This window comes from Streptomyces sp. NPDC059909 (assembly GCF_042730885.1).
Classification (GTDB): domain Bacteria; phylum Actinomycetota; class Actinomycetes; order Streptomycetales; family Streptomycetaceae; genus Streptomyces.
The window spans coordinates 1-14,299 of the sequence record NZ_JBHWKX010000118.1; the positions used below are offsets into that span (position 1 = coordinate 1).

The 14,299-nt window shown below is 66.2% G+C and carries 14 protein-coding genes; 7 read left to right on the plus strand and 7 right to left on the minus strand.

Features of this window, described 5'->3' with window-relative positions; translation table 11 throughout:
* Nucleotides 1-509: 509 nt before the first annotated feature.
* The 4 genes from ACFV9O_RS37385 to ACFV9O_RS37400 all read right to left on the minus strand — a co-directional run bounded on the left by ACFV9O_RS37385 (nt 510) and on the right by ACFV9O_RS37400 (nt 4,865).
* Nucleotides 510-1,481: a pirin family protein gene (locus tag ACFV9O_RS37385; protein WP_385426705.1), complete on the minus strand. Its 972-nt coding sequence runs from the start codon at nt 1,479-1,481 to the stop codon at nt 510-512.
* Nucleotides 1,482-2,052: 571 nt separating this feature from the next.
* Nucleotides 2,053-2,328 (minus strand): YciI family protein, encoded by a 276-nt coding sequence (locus ACFV9O_RS37390; protein WP_385426707.1) that lies wholly within the window; start codon nt 2,326-2,328, stop codon nt 2,053-2,055.
* A 102-nt stretch (nt 2,329-2,430) separates the two neighbouring features.
* Nucleotides 2,431-3,702 (minus strand): hypothetical protein, encoded by a 1,272-nt coding sequence (locus ACFV9O_RS37395; RefSeq protein ID WP_385426710.1) that lies wholly within the window; start codon nt 3,700-3,702, stop codon nt 2,431-2,433.
* Nucleotides 3,699-4,865 carry a homogentisate 1,2-dioxygenase gene (locus tag ACFV9O_RS37400; protein WP_385426713.1) on the minus strand — a complete coding sequence of 389 codons (1,167 nt, stop codon included), beginning with the start codon at nt 4,863-4,865 and terminating at the stop codon, nt 3,699-3,701. Before ACFV9O_RS37400 ends, ACFV9O_RS37395 begins: the two co-directional genes overlap by 4 nt.
* 372 nt (nt 4,866-5,237) lie before the next feature.
* Between ACFV9O_RS37400 and ACFV9O_RS37405 the strand changes: the two genes are divergently transcribed.
* The 3 genes from ACFV9O_RS37405 (at nt 5,238) to ACFV9O_RS37415 (ending at nt 8,022) form a co-directional block, all read left to right on the plus strand.
* Nucleotides 5,238-5,981, plus strand: a complete 744-nt coding sequence (locus ACFV9O_RS37405) for an Asp/Glu racemase (protein WP_385426715.1) — start codon at nt 5,238-5,240, stop codon at nt 5,979-5,981.
* Nucleotides 5,982-6,163: 182 nt separating this feature from the next.
* A complete protein-coding gene (locus ACFV9O_RS37410; RefSeq protein ID WP_385426717.1) occupies nt 6,164-7,255 on the plus strand; it encodes an alpha/beta hydrolase fold domain-containing protein in 1,092 nt (363 codons plus the stop codon).
* Between the two features lie 272 nt (nt 7,256-7,527).
* Nucleotides 7,528-8,022 carry a cupin domain-containing protein gene (locus ACFV9O_RS37415; protein ID WP_385426720.1) on the plus strand — a complete coding sequence of 165 codons (495 nt, stop codon included), beginning with the start codon at nt 7,528-7,530 and terminating at the stop codon, nt 8,020-8,022.
* Between the two features lie 481 nt (nt 8,023-8,503).
* Here the strand turns inward: ACFV9O_RS37415 and ACFV9O_RS37420 are convergent, their stop codons facing one another.
* Together ACFV9O_RS37420 and ACFV9O_RS37425 are read right to left on the minus strand one after the other, a co-directional pair.
* Nucleotides 8,504-9,361, minus strand: a complete 858-nt coding sequence (locus ACFV9O_RS37420) for a helix-turn-helix transcriptional regulator (protein WP_385426722.1) — start codon at nt 9,359-9,361, stop codon at nt 8,504-8,506.
* A gap of 369 nt (nt 9,362-9,730) precedes the next feature.
* Nucleotides 9,731-10,177: a TetR/AcrR family transcriptional regulator gene (locus tag ACFV9O_RS37425; protein WP_385426725.1), complete on the minus strand. Its 447-nt coding sequence runs from the start codon at nt 10,175-10,177 to the stop codon at nt 9,731-9,733.
* A gap of 404 nt (nt 10,178-10,581) precedes the next feature.
* On the opposite strand from ACFV9O_RS37425, the gene ACFV9O_RS37430 reads away from it, so the two are divergent.
* The 4 genes from ACFV9O_RS37430 to ACFV9O_RS37445 all read left to right on the plus strand — a co-directional run bounded on the left by ACFV9O_RS37430 (nt 10,582) and on the right by ACFV9O_RS37445 (nt 13,243).
* A complete protein-coding gene (locus tag ACFV9O_RS37430) occupies nt 10,582-11,637 on the plus strand; it encodes an alcohol dehydrogenase catalytic domain-containing protein (protein ID WP_385426727.1) in 1,056 nt (351 codons plus the stop codon).
* A gap of 280 nt (nt 11,638-11,917) precedes the next feature.
* Nucleotides 11,918-12,088 (plus strand): hypothetical protein, encoded by a 171-nt coding sequence (locus tag ACFV9O_RS37435; protein WP_385426729.1) that lies wholly within the window; start codon nt 11,918-11,920, stop codon nt 12,086-12,088.
* Between the two features lie 128 nt (nt 12,089-12,216).
* Entirely contained in the window at nt 12,217-12,999 is a 783-nt protein-coding gene (locus ACFV9O_RS37440) for an IS110 family transposase (protein WP_385426732.1), read from the plus strand.
* A complete protein-coding gene (locus ACFV9O_RS37445; protein ID WP_385426734.1) occupies nt 12,965-13,243 on the plus strand; it encodes a hypothetical protein in 279 nt (92 codons plus the stop codon). The genes ACFV9O_RS37440 and ACFV9O_RS37445 overlap by 35 nt, the downstream gene beginning before the upstream one ends.
* A gap of 21 nt (nt 13,244-13,264) precedes the next feature.
* Here the strand turns inward: ACFV9O_RS37445 and ACFV9O_RS37450 are convergent, their stop codons facing one another.
* Nucleotides 13,265-14,209, minus strand: a complete 945-nt coding sequence (locus tag ACFV9O_RS37450) for a LysR family transcriptional regulator (RefSeq protein WP_385426736.1) — start codon at nt 14,207-14,209, stop codon at nt 13,265-13,267.
* Nucleotides 14,210-14,299 lie beyond the last annotated feature (90 nt).

Consider the following 14,299-nt stretch of genomic DNA (forward strand, 5'->3'; position numbering starts at 1 on the left):
GGAACTGCGGGGTCGTTGCCCACGCAGACCGGAATGCCTCCCGCAACATCGCCCGCAAGGGCGAGGCTGTGTGGACTGCGGGGCGTGAGTCACGCTTCCCTGCCACCCCATAGGGGTGTCTGGACGGAGGAGCCCACCCGGCAGCCAGTTGGGCGCTACCTCCAAGCCCGGTCGTTTACGGCCGGGTCAAGTTGACGGATTCACGTACGCGGAGCGGCCGCCCGGGTCACGGCGTGCATCGCAGCTCCTCCAAGGTCGCGGCCTACCGGAGAGTTCGGAGCGGGGCGGGCGCTTCGAGCCCGTCCAGCAACAGCTGCACATGACGGTGTGTGAGAGACCGTGCGGACTCCACCTCACGGCCGCACACCCAGTCAGCGCCCGAGACAACGATCATCTCGCGCCAGGCAGCCAAGACCCAACCCCGGGAATCGAGCAGCAGAGTCATCCCAGCGGCCAAACCACACCTTTCCTGTCTGCGGCAACGACCTTTCGAGCGACACAGCACAACCTCAGGAGGACTTGGGGTCCAGGTTGATGGCCGGGACGTGCCCCATCCGGCCGCGCTGGTAGTCCTCGACGGCCTGGTGGATCTCCTGGTCGGTGTTCATGACGAACGGCCCGTACCGGGCGACCGGCTCGTTCAGCGGCCGGCCGCCGAGGAGCAGGACCTCGAGCCGGCCCGTTCGGCCGTGCTGGCGCGGCCCGGCGTCGACGGTGACGGCGTCCCCGGGGCCGAAAATGGCGAGCTGTCCTTCCTTGAGCGGGCGCTTCTCGGTACCGACGGTGCCGGAGCCCTGCAGGACGTAGACCATCGCGCTCTGACTGCGGTCCCAGCCGGTGTGCAGCTGCGAGTCGGGCAGCAGGCTGGCGTGCGCGTAGGTGATGGGCGTGTATGTCATGCCCGGCCCTTCGTAGCCCCCCAGCTTGCCGGCGATCAGGCGCACGAGCACTCCGCCGTCGTGCGAGGTCAGCAGCTGGAGCTCGTTGGCCTGGATGTCCTGGTAACGCGGCTGGACCCACTTGAGGGCACGCGGGAGGTTCACCCACAGCTGGACGCCGTGCGACAGGCCGCCTCTGGCGAACATCTCCTCGCTCGGGGCCTCGTCGTGCAGGATGCCGGAGCCGGCGGTCATCCACTGGGTGGCGCCATCGGCGATGACTCCACCGCCGCCGTTGGAGTCGTGGTGAACGAGGGTGCCATCGATGACGTAGGTGACGGTCTCGAAGCCCCGGTGAGGGTGCCAGGGGGCGCCTTTGATCTCGTGGGGCTGGTAGATCGTTTCGCCGAAATGGTCCATGAGCAGGAACGGATCCGCCACCTGCATGCTCATGCTCGGGAACGGCCGGCGCACCATGATGCCGGCTCCCTCCCGCTGTTGGTGCGCGGTGACGACATCCCCCACCCGCCGGTCCGCGACGGTGCCGACGGGCTGTGGCAGGCGGGGCAGGACGAGCAGGTCCTCCACTGTCACGGCAGGCATGGGCGGCTCCTTCATTCGGTGTGTGGGCGGCAATGTGTCCTGTGCCGCTCGAAAAAGTCGTGGCCGCAGGTCAAGCGGCGTATCTGTACTCATTGATGAGGCCATCGAGGATCGGGGCATGCAGCGTTCTGTCGCTGCTGACGTGATGGCCACGGCGGGGTGTTCCTGAAGCGCTGGGCCGTACTTGGTTGCGGCCCTGGTGGGGGCGGTGCTCGTTGTGGTGGACCTGGGAGGCCGCTGGAGCGGCACCGGCACCCTCGGCTGAAACCGCGCCGTGAACCACTCCATGGTCGCGTTCCCCGAACCGGCTCCCTCGCCGGCCACCACCCAAGAAGATCACCGACAGCAACCCGTGCCGGTGGCCCGGCCAACACAAGGCCATACCGCGACGCGAACACTCAAGTTGACGGCCTGCATCGAACGCGTTCTACGCCGCGCTGCTGCCGGCCACGGGCACCGGCATGACGCTGCCGGTGAACTCCTTCGACGGCAAAGGCAGCGACATGGTCGCCGAACGCCGGCCGGCTCGACCCTCACACGAAATCGAGTGCCCTCCGGACCCCGGGGCGGTTCACCGCTGTATTGACCCCCACACGACGTTCCATTCGCGCACATCCGCGGTCGCGACGCCGGAGCGGATGACGGGGCTTTCTTGATAGATGTTCCGTGCTTGTTCGAGGGAGTCGCAGCGCAGGATGGCCATACCGCCGGCGCCGTCGTTGAAGGGGCCCGAGAGCATGAGGGTGCCTTCGTTGTGCAGTTTGGCCAGGAATGCCTGTTGCGCCTCACTCACCTCCTTGCCCGGTATTCCGTCTGCGAATGCGAGCGTCACGACGAATGGCTTCATGGCATCCTCCTGATCCGGGAGTCCACCCGAGTGGGTGGTTCTGTTGGTCTGTGCCATCCGGTCGGTGTGGTGGCGTGCCACCACACCGACCGAAGGAATCGATCAGTGGTTTCGTGCCGCGGGGAAGTGCGGAGCGAGCCACTCGACGACGGACTGCAGGGCCTTCTGCCGTGCCGGGAGGGGCGTGGCGAAATGCGCGGCCTCGAAGAACTGCATCGTCTTGTCCTCGGCCGGGCTGGCGTCGAACTGCGCCTGGCTGGTGTCGGGGAAGCCGAGGCTGTCCGACGTCAGACTGATCAGGAACAGCGGCTCGTGAATCGACTTCAGCGACTCGATGAGCGTGGCCCGCGTCGACAGACCCGACCAGGTGCTCAACCACGCGCGCGGCGTGACCAGCCGGCCGAACCCTCCAGGCGCGTAATTGACCTGGTCCGGCCGGGGTCCGAGGATCGAACCGGGCGTCCGGGTGGACTTCCAGGCGTGCAGGCCCAGATCCAGGAACGCCGGGTCGGCCTCGGTCCGGTGGACGGTCATGTAGTTGCCGACCACCGCGCGGCGGGTGATGTAGGTGCGCTCCTCCAGCGGCAGGTCGGCGAACCCGGGCGCCTGCATCTGCTGCCGGTAGCGCTGCTGATCGGCGATCAGCGCCCTGGCCCGGGCGTCGAGCCGGGCCACACGGTCCCGCTGCGCCGCCCGGTACCGCTCCAGGAATTCCATGGAGTACTTGCTCGGCTCCGGGGGCTCGCGGAAGCCGTTCGCCGGGTTGTACATGTCCAGCTCGGGATCCACCGCCAGCGGATCGTTCTCGTCGATCACTGACGGGTCGATGCTGGTCAGCATGAACGCTCCCTGGCCGGGATGTGCTGCCAGCAGGACGATACCGTCCGCGCTGGGCATGTCGACCGCGTTGAGGTCCAGCGGCTCCCCGGCCGCGGTGTCCCTCAGCCTTCCCAGCGGTGCCGTGGTCGCCTGCTGCTGGTAGAACGCCAGAAGCGATCCACCGCCGCTGTTGCCGAGCAGCACGATCTTCTCGAAGCCCCGCTCGTTCTTCAGATGGCTCAGCCCGGCCGCGAGATCGAGCAGCACCCGCTCGTGCTCGCAGTCGACATCGTTGTTCAGGCTCCGCGTCTGGTGGGCGTAGAAGGCGTACCCGGCCTCCAGGATTGCCGGAGCGGCATAGTGTCGGCTCATGTCGCCTCGGGGATGCGACACCACCACCACCGTGCGCTCACCGCCGCGCGCGTAGAGGAAGCCGCGGGAGACCACACCGTCGGAGGCGGCAACCGGGATGACCGTCGTCTCGGTCCCCGCCGGCAGCACGTCGAAATCGATGAGACCGACGGCGTTGGCGCTGATCGACTTCTGCTCAGTCACTGACCGTCCCCCTGCGTCTCCTGTCGGACCTGGCTGTAGTGCTCCCAACGCCTCGCGGCCTGGACCTCCGGCGTGGGAAGCAGCGGTCGCACCGTGTCCACGAAGACGATCTCCATGTCGGTGCGGTTGATCTTCTTCTTGCGAATGTTCTCCATGACCGCGTGCGGGAGGCCGTGGTGCAGGCCCCGCGGGATGACGGAGATGCTGGCCGGGGCGATCTCCAGACTGAGAGCCGTCCCTCTGTGGAAGAACGACAACTCGTCGTAGTCCACGTTGCGATGGTACGGCGGGAAGGGTTCCGCGTCCGGAGCCGACTCAAGCGGACGGGGGAGCAGGGCGCCCACCATGAAGCTGGGCGTGGCGAAAATGGCGGAGCCGGACGGCATGATGTGGATGCGGTCGCTCATGATCGGCCGGTAGTCCCGGATGTTGAGCTTGAAGGGAAACAGGTCGCCCTTCCAGCCCTCGACGTCGATCGGGTCGAAGTCGTAGAACGCCGAGGTGTACTCGCCCAGGGACTTGATCCGCACCGGCCACTCGCCGTCCTCGTTGCGGCCGTCACCCAACTCGTCCAGCTCCGGGGTGGGCACATACAGCAGGGCCGGATCGAACGGAGCGCGCCGACCGAGCGGGCCGACGTCCGCGAAGCCGAGCTCCTCGACCGACTCGACGATCAGGAAGTAGTTCACCGGACCGGCCGGGCGGATCCGGTACGTCGTGCCCTTCGGCACCAGGACGTAGTCACCGGGCTCATAGGGGATCGGGCCGAACTCCGTGTAGAAGGTGCCGGTGCCCTCGTGCACGAAGTACAGCTCGTCCCCGTCGGCGTTACGCGCCGAATAGGTCATGTCCGCGCTGCGCCGGCTCACCCAGATGGACACGTCGGGGTTGTGGAACAGCCGCAGCGGGCCACCATCGGCGCGCGTCAGGTCGGTGGGCTCCAGCAGTAGCCCGTCGAAGTCGAGGTTGTCCGCGTTGGCCTCGACACGCTTCCAGTTGGTCGGCTCGTTGCGCCGGTACAGGTGTGCGTCACGGCCTTCGAAGCCGTGCCGCGTGATCATGTCCTCGTGCAGGTCGGGCAGCGCCTGCCGGCCCGCCCCCGCCTGCCGCAGCACCTTGCCCCTGCTGTGGTGAATCCACGACCGCATCGGCCTGAGTTCCATCGGACCGTCTCCTTCGCTCGGTGCGACTACTTGCTGTGACAATGCACGCCACGCACCGAGCGGTGGCACCCCGTGGGGATACCCCGTACTCGCAGGGAGAGGCTGCTGCTCCGTCGGCGCCCTAGCGTGTCGCTGAGCGATGCGAACCGCGCGAACTTCGTGCGTGAGCGGACGAGGCGAGGGGCCGTGACGCTCGGCCGGGCCTGCGTCGGACCGCGGGGATCGCCGGGATCGCCGGGATTTCGTGCCAGGAATCCGTGATGCATACCGAACCGGATGTACGCACTGCGTCGTCCGGCGAGCGGCGCCAAGCGTGCGTCGAAGATGCAGACGTCTGTGACCGAACCACATGTGTGACGAAAGGTGAAATCAATGAGTTCCTACCGCGTGGGCCTGTTGGTGCCGAGTTCCAACACAACGATGGAGACCGAAGTTCCTGAGGTACTGCGTCGGGTGGCGGCCACGACTGGTGACCGGTTCACCTTCCACTCCAGCCGGATGCGGATGAAGACCGTCACGGAAAGCGAGCTCGCCGCGATGAATGCGGACGCCGATCGCGCGGCGGTCGAGCTGGCTGACGCGTCCGTGGACGTGATGGCCTACGCATGCCTGGTCGCCATCATGGCCCAGGGCCGCGGCGCGCACCGTGACATCGAGAACCGGCTCACCAAGACGTCGGCAGACGCGGGTGCATCCGTGGACGTCGTCTCGAGCGCGGGGGCCCTCGTTGCCGGGCTGCACCACATCGGTGCCCGCAAGGTTTCCCTCGTTACCCCGTACCTCAAGCCTCTCACCGCACGCGTAGTCGACTACATCGAGGGAGAAGGCATCGAGGTCCAGGACGCCATCAGTCTGGAGGTGGACGACAACCTGGCCGTCGGACGCCTCGACCAGGGACAGCTGCCGGAGATCGCACGCCGGCTCGACACCCGCGGGGCCGACGCAGTGGTGCTGAGCGCTTGCGTGCAGATGCCGTCCCTGGAGGCGATTCCCGCCGCCGAAGCCGTCGTCGACCTGCCGGTCGTCACCGCCTCGACCGCCACGTCCTGGCAGGTGCTGTCCGCACTCGGGGCCTACGCCCCGGTTCCCGGAACTGGCGCACTGTTCCGAGGCTGAGGTCGGGGAGGCATCTCCAAAGAAGCCTCGACCCTCGAAGCCATGACGTGAGAACCGCCTCGACGAACGAATGGCTCTTACGGCCGCACATGCGGGAGAGCCCGCACACCGTACGCGAGCGCGTCGCTTCTCGTATGTGAACAACCTGCCGAACGTCTACCTGTTGTCATAAGGAGCCCGTCATGACGGCTGGAAATGCTACGGAGCTGCGCAACGGCGCGCCGGGGCGCCTCGGAGACCCTGAACGGTCGCTCAAGACCGATCCCCGGGTCCATCCGGGTGTCATAGCGGCGCTGGCCCCGTTCGGGCTCGACGGGTCGGCGACAGCGCCACCGGTGAGTCCCCGTTCCACGCGTGCGGAACTGCTGGAATTCGCGGCCGGCGCCGAGTCGGCCTTCGAGCCGGTCTTCGAGGCGCTGATGGCCGGACTGCCCGAGGTCGAGGGCGTCGCATCCGAGACGCACACCGTCACGGGAGCGGACGGCCACGAGATCAAGCTCTACGTGTCCCGCCCGGAGGACGTGGAGGGCCCGCTGCCGTGCATCTACCACATTCACGGCGGCGGCATGGTCATCATGGGGGCCACGAGCGCCGTCTACAACCGCTGGCGGCAGGAACTTGCCGCTACCGGCCTGGTCGTGATCGGCGTCGAGTTCCGCAATGGTGCGGGCAAGCTCGGCCCGCATCCCTACCCAGCCGGGCTGGAGGACTGTGCCACTGGTGTGAAGTGGGTCGCGGCGCATGCCGCCGAGTTGGGTGTGTCGAACATCGTGGTCTCGGGCGACTCAGGCGGCGCCAACCTCGCTCTCGCGCTGGCCATCAAGGCCAATCGGGAGGGCTTCCTCTCCGCGATCTCCGGGGTGTACGCGCAGTGCCCGTACGTCTACGGCAAGTGGGCCCATGACAGCGAGGAGCTGCCATCCGTGGCCGAGAACGACGGGTACTTCAACCACCGCGACATGATGCAGGTACTCGCCGAGATCTACGACCCAGGTTCGGCACACATCGACGAAGCGACCTGCTGGCCCTCTCGGGCCACGACAGCCGACCTGGAGGGGCTTCCGCCGCACGTGATCTCAGTCAACGAGGTCGATCCGCTGCGTGACGAGGGCCTCGACTACTACCGCAAGCTGCTCGCGGCAGGCGTCCCGACGATCAGCTGGATGAACATGGGACTGTGTCACATCGGCGAGGTCCTCTTCCGCGCCACGATGCCCGATGTCTACGCCGCGACCGTCCGCAGCATCAACAACTTCGCTCACTCCATGCGGTGACCTGCGTCACGACGGATGAGGAGCTCGACTTCTCGGCATCGGAGTCGAGGGCATTTCAACCAGCTATTAAGTCCAACTTGACCGAACAAGTCGCCGCGCGGCCGCCTCTGACGCCCTTGCGGGCGACTCATCACGGTCGGCATGCGTCTGACAACTAACGTTCCGTCTCCTCCATACCAATGAGGATGCGTTGCGTTCCCATGTCAATGGCATTTGAACATCACACAAGCGGATCACTGTACGTTCCTGCAGGCGAGGGTCTGGTCAAGTGGATGGCCGGAGATGAGTACACAGTCAAGGCCTCTGCGAACGAGACGAACGGATCACTCGGCTTCATTGTCGGCACCGTTCCCCCGGGCAACGGTCCGGTCGCGCACTCTCACACGCGCCACGACGAGGCATTCTTTATGCTCGATGGCGAGCTGGAGTTTCTCGACGGCGACAAGACTTTCGTGGCGTCGGCCGGTGACTTTGTCTTCGTTCCGCGCGGCGTGCGACACCGATTCAAGAACATCTCCTCCCGCGACGCAAAGTCGGCTTTCTTGTACACCCCGGGCGGTATAGAGCGCTCGATGATCGAGCATGGACACGACCCGGAGCCTGGGCAGCGGCCGAAGCTTTGGACGGCCGACGATTTCTCGCCGGGGTTGGTGGCGATGATGGAGGAGCTCGGCACCCTCGTCCTTCCCGAGCAGAATCCGTGGCGTTGTCAACTTGATGACAGTGGTCCCGGGTCAGGGCAGGTTGAGTCCCGCTGGGGGCCGTGATGGTGCTGCGGTCGGGCTGCGGTGGGCAGGCCGGTGACTGCGTTCCAGGTGGTGAATCGGCGGTCACTCGGCGCGGCAGGCAGGAGCGCTGAGCCTGGATCCACAGAGCCGCATTCGATGAGTGCGGCTCTGTGCTTTTCGTGCTGGATTCTGCGGTGTTTTCGCTGGTGGGCAAGAGTGGGCACCGGCCTCGATCTCTCATGACTAACCATCAGGAGTGCTGTGGCCTGGGGTGATGCGCAAGATGTCCTACACCCAACAGGTGCACGGACGAAAGCGGTCATCCTGCGCGTCACTGCAGGTGGGAGCCGCCCTAGGGCCAATACCGATGATTTAAGGTGCATTTGTGGCGTCTGCTGGTTGTTTTGGTGGGTGCGACCAGTGTGAATTCCGCAGTGGGTGGTTGCGAAGAGTTTCTAAGCCCTGCTGGAGGGCCTGATCGCGGGACAGGCCGCAGACAGCCCGCAGTTCATCCCCGTACTCAAGATGGGACGATGCGGAGAGGTGGAGGTGCGGAGAGCAGCGCTTTGATGGCGGACGTGGTCTTCTCGTCGCGCGGCAGCCACAACTGGAGCCAGTGGTCGGCCTCTCCGACGAGGAGAACCTCAAGACTGAAGTTGAGGATCCCGGCATCGGGGTGAGAGAGACGACTGCCGCCTGGTTGCCTGAATGCGACCGGGTGAGCGGCCCACCGCGACGCGAACTCGGGAACTCCACCCAGGTCGTCGACGAGGGTGCGGAACTCGGCGTCGGAACCCCAGTCCGGTTGTGCGGACCGCAGCCATCCCACCACCTCATCCGCTGTGGCTGCCCAAGCACTGTCGGCAAACACCTGGCGCGCCGTGGGGTTCAGGAAGTGGTAACGAATGAAGTTGGGCGGGTCCTCATCCAGCACACCCATCGGCCTGATCACCGCTTCGCACGCGCTGTTCCATGCCACAACGTTGTAGATCGGCCCGAGCAAGCACGCCGGCGTGGGATCAAGATGGTCCAGCAGCGCACGCACCGTGGGTCGTGCCTCATCGCTGACCGGGCGGGGAGCTGGGAAGAGCGCGGCGCTGTGCCGTTTCATGGCCAACATCGCAAGGTGCCGCTTCTCGTCATCTGAGAGCCGCAGCGCCTCGGCAAGCGCGGCGAGCACCGCAACAGACGGGTTGGTGTCCCGGCCCTGCTCCAGCCGTTCCAGGTACTCGATGCTCAAGCCGGCGAGCGTGGCGAGCTCCTCCCGTCGCAGTCCGGGGGTTCGCCGCCGACCGTACGACGGCAACCCGACCTGTTCGGGTTTCAGTTGCTCCCGGCGCGATCGCAGAAACGCCGCCAGCTCGCCTCGGTCGGTCATCCTCCCATCACGCCCCCTGGTCCGCACCGTAGGCTCTCCCTCCGGGTACCACGATCGTGCAGGCCGTGTGTCGACGGATGCACACGGCGGATTGTCGAACTGGACAGCTCAGCAACGATCCCAAGCCTGCTCGCTGAAATTTCCCACCTTGGGCAACTCGCTTCCGGAAATCGCTCCGGTCGGCGACGGCCGGCTCGAGTTGCATCTCGCGCTCCCGGTCTCGGAAATAGCCCGGCTCAAACCGAGCCGCGCCGCTCTTTCCCCTCCGCCAATCCACATGGCTCTCAAAGCGATCGATCCACTCGCTCGGCGTAACCGGTCGGCCTCCACGATAAGCCGCGCCAAAATCGTCAGACTGGAGGCGGAGGTTCAGCATTGCAGGCCACGGTCATCTTGGCTCATCTCCCTGGGTGGCACGGCTTGCCGTCCTATTGTTTGACGGCATAGGGTGGATGGATTCTTTGCCTTGCTTGGACCTTGGTTGATCCATATACGCCGAATTGTGAGTATCTCCGGGCTCAGCTCAGTATCCCGGAAAATGGTCGATCGCCGGCGATGGGGGCGGCAGTTCACGCGTTCCAGTGCAGGCGCGATCACATCGTTGAATTCCTGGTCGAGAACGGCCTTTACGAGCTTTTCTTTACTGGGGAAGCGTCGGTGGAGCGTGGCAATACCGAGCCCCGCCTCGGCCGTGATCTCTTCCATGGGGACGTTCAGGCCACCCCCGGCGGAACACTGTATGCGCAGCGTCGACGAGGCGGCGAACGGGTTGCGAGCCGCGTCGACCCGGAGTTTTGGCTGGTCAGCTTTGGTCACTCCGCCAGTATAGCAACTGATGTCAAGCTATCAGTTACCATGCCCCAGGGCATGTGATAGGCTCCAATCAGTTGTGCTGGGAGGGTGTGTGCTGGATAGTTCACGCGATCGTTTTCCCATGGTGAGGCAGATCGTAACGGTTAGTCCTGGCCTGGCCTACGTCACGCAGTGCCTCCTCATGATGTCGCGGTATTTCGCGTCGACGTCGATGGGGCGACCCGTGTGCGGACCTCGCGAATTGCACACCCATGAAGATCTCTGGGCTGCGCCCTGCGAGTCTCCTGCAGCCCACCGGGTGGGACTCGCTGATCGTTCTTCCTGGGCCTGAGGCTTGGGCCTGCCCAAGACATGTGGGCCCTTCGCAATTCATTACACGGGGCAGAACAAGGAAGGAAGTTCCTCACGTGAACGAAACCACCATGCGAGCCTATCGGATCCCTTCGCTCAATTCCCCGGCCGAATGGGCGCAGATACCTGTGCCCAGCCCTGGCTCCGGCGAGGTCCTGATCCAGATGGCGGCGGCCGGGCTGTGCCATACCGATCTAGAAATCATGGACAAGGGCGTGCAGTTCGTGCCGCACAAGGACCGTCCCTACACGCTCGGGCATGAGAACGTCGGTTACGTGGCCGCGCTCGGCCCAGGGGTCACGGACGTGGTCGTGGGCGAGGCGGTCGTAGTGAACTCGGGTATGACCTGTGGCACGTGTGAATATTGCCTGGCCGGCCAGGACAACTACTGCGACAATCCCCCCGGCTACTACGGCCTGAGTGACGACGGCGGCCTTGCCCCCTACCTTCTTGCGCGGCGCCGAGACCTCGTATCGATCGGTGACCTCGATCCGATCCAGGCCGCACCGCTGGGCGACGCCGGCGGGACCGCGTACGGCGCCGTCAACGCCGTCCTGCCCTACATCCGCCCGAACGGTTTCGTGGTCGTGGTCGGCATCGGCGGCCTCGGCTCGTTCGCCCTGCAGTTTCTGCGCCTGAAGACCTCGGCCACCATCATCGCGGTCGACCTGGCCGACAAGCTTGCCCACGCCAGTGGCCGAGGCGCCCACCACACCGTCACCAGCGACCCCTCGGCGGCAGCGACGATCAGGGAGCTCACCGGTGGTCACGGTGCCGACGCAATCATCGACTTCGTCGGTGTCGACGCCACGTTGCGGCTCGCCGGCGACGTAGTCCGTCCCACCGGCTGCATCAACTTCGTCGGTACGGGTGGCGGCACCCTGCCGTTCCGTTTCCAGAACCCGCCCCTGGGCGTGCACGTCGTGGCCACGGCCAGCTATTCAATGCGGGAACTGCAGGACCTGGTCAGGCTCGCTCAACGTGGCCTGCTCACCGTCGACGTCACCACGTACGCGTTCCAAGACCTGGAGGAGGCCTACCGCGCTCTGCGAGACCGTCGGATCGTGGGGCGCGCGGTCGTCACTTTCGACGGCAAACGCCCCGCAGCATGATCACTGGAGGACCTGAACCGCCCCGGATCGAATAGAGACTCGATTACATGAAAGTCCCCATGTCCCTGCGATGACGTCTTGCGGGCGTGAAAATTGAGAGCGGCGGCCGTCCGTCGACGTCGACCGAGCCTTGGGCCGGGAGCCCGCGTGAAAGTCTGATGCCGGAGTCGGCCTGAGGGGCCATGCACTGTTGCCGCGAGCACGCCGTTCAGACTCCCGCTCTCCCCTCCCGCTCCCGGGCGGCCGCTGCCCTGTCGGTCCCGGCGTGAAAGGGGTGGGTATGGAGGCTGCGGAGATCGAGACGGCGGAGGGGCTGGTGGAGAGGGTCGCTGCGATCGACGTGGCGAAGGCGTCGGGCATGGTGTGCATGCGACTGCCGCACCCGACCCGGGAAGGCCGCCACGTTCCAGGAGGTCTGGAACGTGGCGGCAACCACGAACGCAGTCCTTGAGCTGGGTGACCGGTTGCTGTGCCAGGGCGTGACCCGGGTGGTGATGGAGGCCACCGGGGCGTACTGGAAGGTGTTCTTCTTTCTGCTGGAGGCCCGAGGGCTGGAGTGCTGGCTGGTCAACGCCCGTCGTGAAGAACGTCCCCGGCCGGCCCAAGACCGACAAGCTGGACGCGATCTGGCTCGCCAAGCTGGCTGAGCGCGGGATGCTGCGGCCTTCGTTCGTCCCGCCCAAGCCGGTCCGGCAGCTTCGGGATCTCACCTGCACCCGCACGGTCCTGACCGAGGAGCGGACCCGGCACAAGCAGCGCGTCGAGAAGCTGCTGGAAGACGCTCAGGTCAAGCTGTCCACCGTGGCCACCGACATCTTCGGGGTGTCCGGGCGGGCCATGATGGAGGCAATGATTGTCGGCGAGCGCGATCCGGGTGTCCTGGCGCAGATGGCCAGGGGCAAGATGGCCGCGAAGAAGGACGCCCTAAGGCAGGCGCTCGCGGGGCAGTTCGAGGAGCACCACGCGTTCTTGTGCCGCACGCTGCTGGACACCATCGACCACCTGAGCGCCCAGATCGACAGGTTGTCCGCTCGGATTGCCGGTGCGATCGAGGATCTGCCAGGACCCGACCGCTCCGATGTTGACGATGGCGGTGGTGGCGCCACCCGCCCGGGGCCGGGACTGGTGGAGCGGTTAGACGCCATCCCGGGTGTCGGTCCAGCCACCGCACAGATCCTGCTAGCCGAACTCGGCCCGGACATGCGGGTGTTTCCCACCCCGGATCATCTCGCGTCGTGGGCGAAGCTGTGTCCACGCACGGTGCAGTCCGGAGCCCAGCAGTCCTTCGGCCGCACCGGCAAGGGCAACCCCTGGCTCAAGGGCGCCCTTGGCGAGGCGGCCATGGCCGCCTCCCGCAGCTGATACCTTCCTCGGCGCGCGCTACCGAAGAATCGTCAAACGCCGCGGCCATAAGAAGGCCCTGGTTGCCGTCGCCCGATCGATCCTGGGCATCATCTGGCACCTCATCAACAACCCTGACGCCGAATACCACGAGCTCGGCTCCGATCACCACCAGCGCTTGATCGACCCCGCTCGGCGCACCCGCGACCTGGTCCGTCAGCTGACCGCAATGGGCCACCAGGTCACCCTCGCCCCGGCCTCCTAACCGTCCCTCCCCGCCGACCCGTCATCCGGATGCCACCGCCCGGATGCTCCGGCACGCCTCCGAGATCCTGGATTTTCCGTTCAGGAACGCGGCAGCGGCCGGGGCCAGCCGCTTGCTGTCGTAGACCACGGAGACGTGGTGCACCGCTGCCTCGTCCGCGAGGCGGACCACGCGGGCGCCGTGGGGCAGGTGCCCTTCGGGGGTCGCGGTCAGGGGGGAGCTGGCTCGAAAGACCGATGTGCTCGGCACGACAGTGACGCCGACACCGCGGACGGCAAGCCCAATCATGTCGACAACCTGGCCGACCTCGAAGTACCGGCCCGCTTCCACGCCGGCGCGGGCGAAGGCCGCCTCGACCTGGCGGCGCAGACCGGTGCCCTGAGTGAACTGGATGAGCTGGTGGCTGTCCGGCAGTTCAGCAAGGCCGACCACATCACGGCCGGCCAGGACATGGTCGCGCGGCACCACCAGGACGAGCGGATCACTGTCCAGGAGCCGGTGATCGAGGCCCTCGGGCACCTGCCTGGGACCGAGGCCCACCACGGCGACGTCGAGGTCGCCGGCCAGGACGGCAGCGACCATCTCGGGACTGGGAGTGTTGACCACGTGGAACTCGATGCCCGGGTGCCGGGCGTGGTAGTCGGCGAGCACCTCGGCCATGTCGACCGCGGAGGCGAGCATCTGGACGAGCCCCAGGCGCAGCCGCCCGCGCCGCAACCCCGCCAGGGCGTCGAGGGCGGCCTGGGCGTTGTCCACATCGGCCAGGATGCGCCGGGCCAGTGGCTCCAGCAGTTCACCGGCGGCGGTCAGTCGCATCGACCGGCTGGTGCGACTGAACAGTTGGGCACCGACGTCCTTCTCCAGACGGGCGATCTGCTGGCTCAGCGCGGATTGCGCGACATAGCAACCGGCCGCAGCCTGAGTGAAGCTGCGTGTCTCGGCGACGGCCAGGAAGTACTTTAGCATGATCTAGCGAGGAACCCCGGCTCTTTAGAGCCGGGAGGAATCGCTTCTCTGGATTGCTGTGACCCGCGCGTGAGCACGGGTCTGCACTGT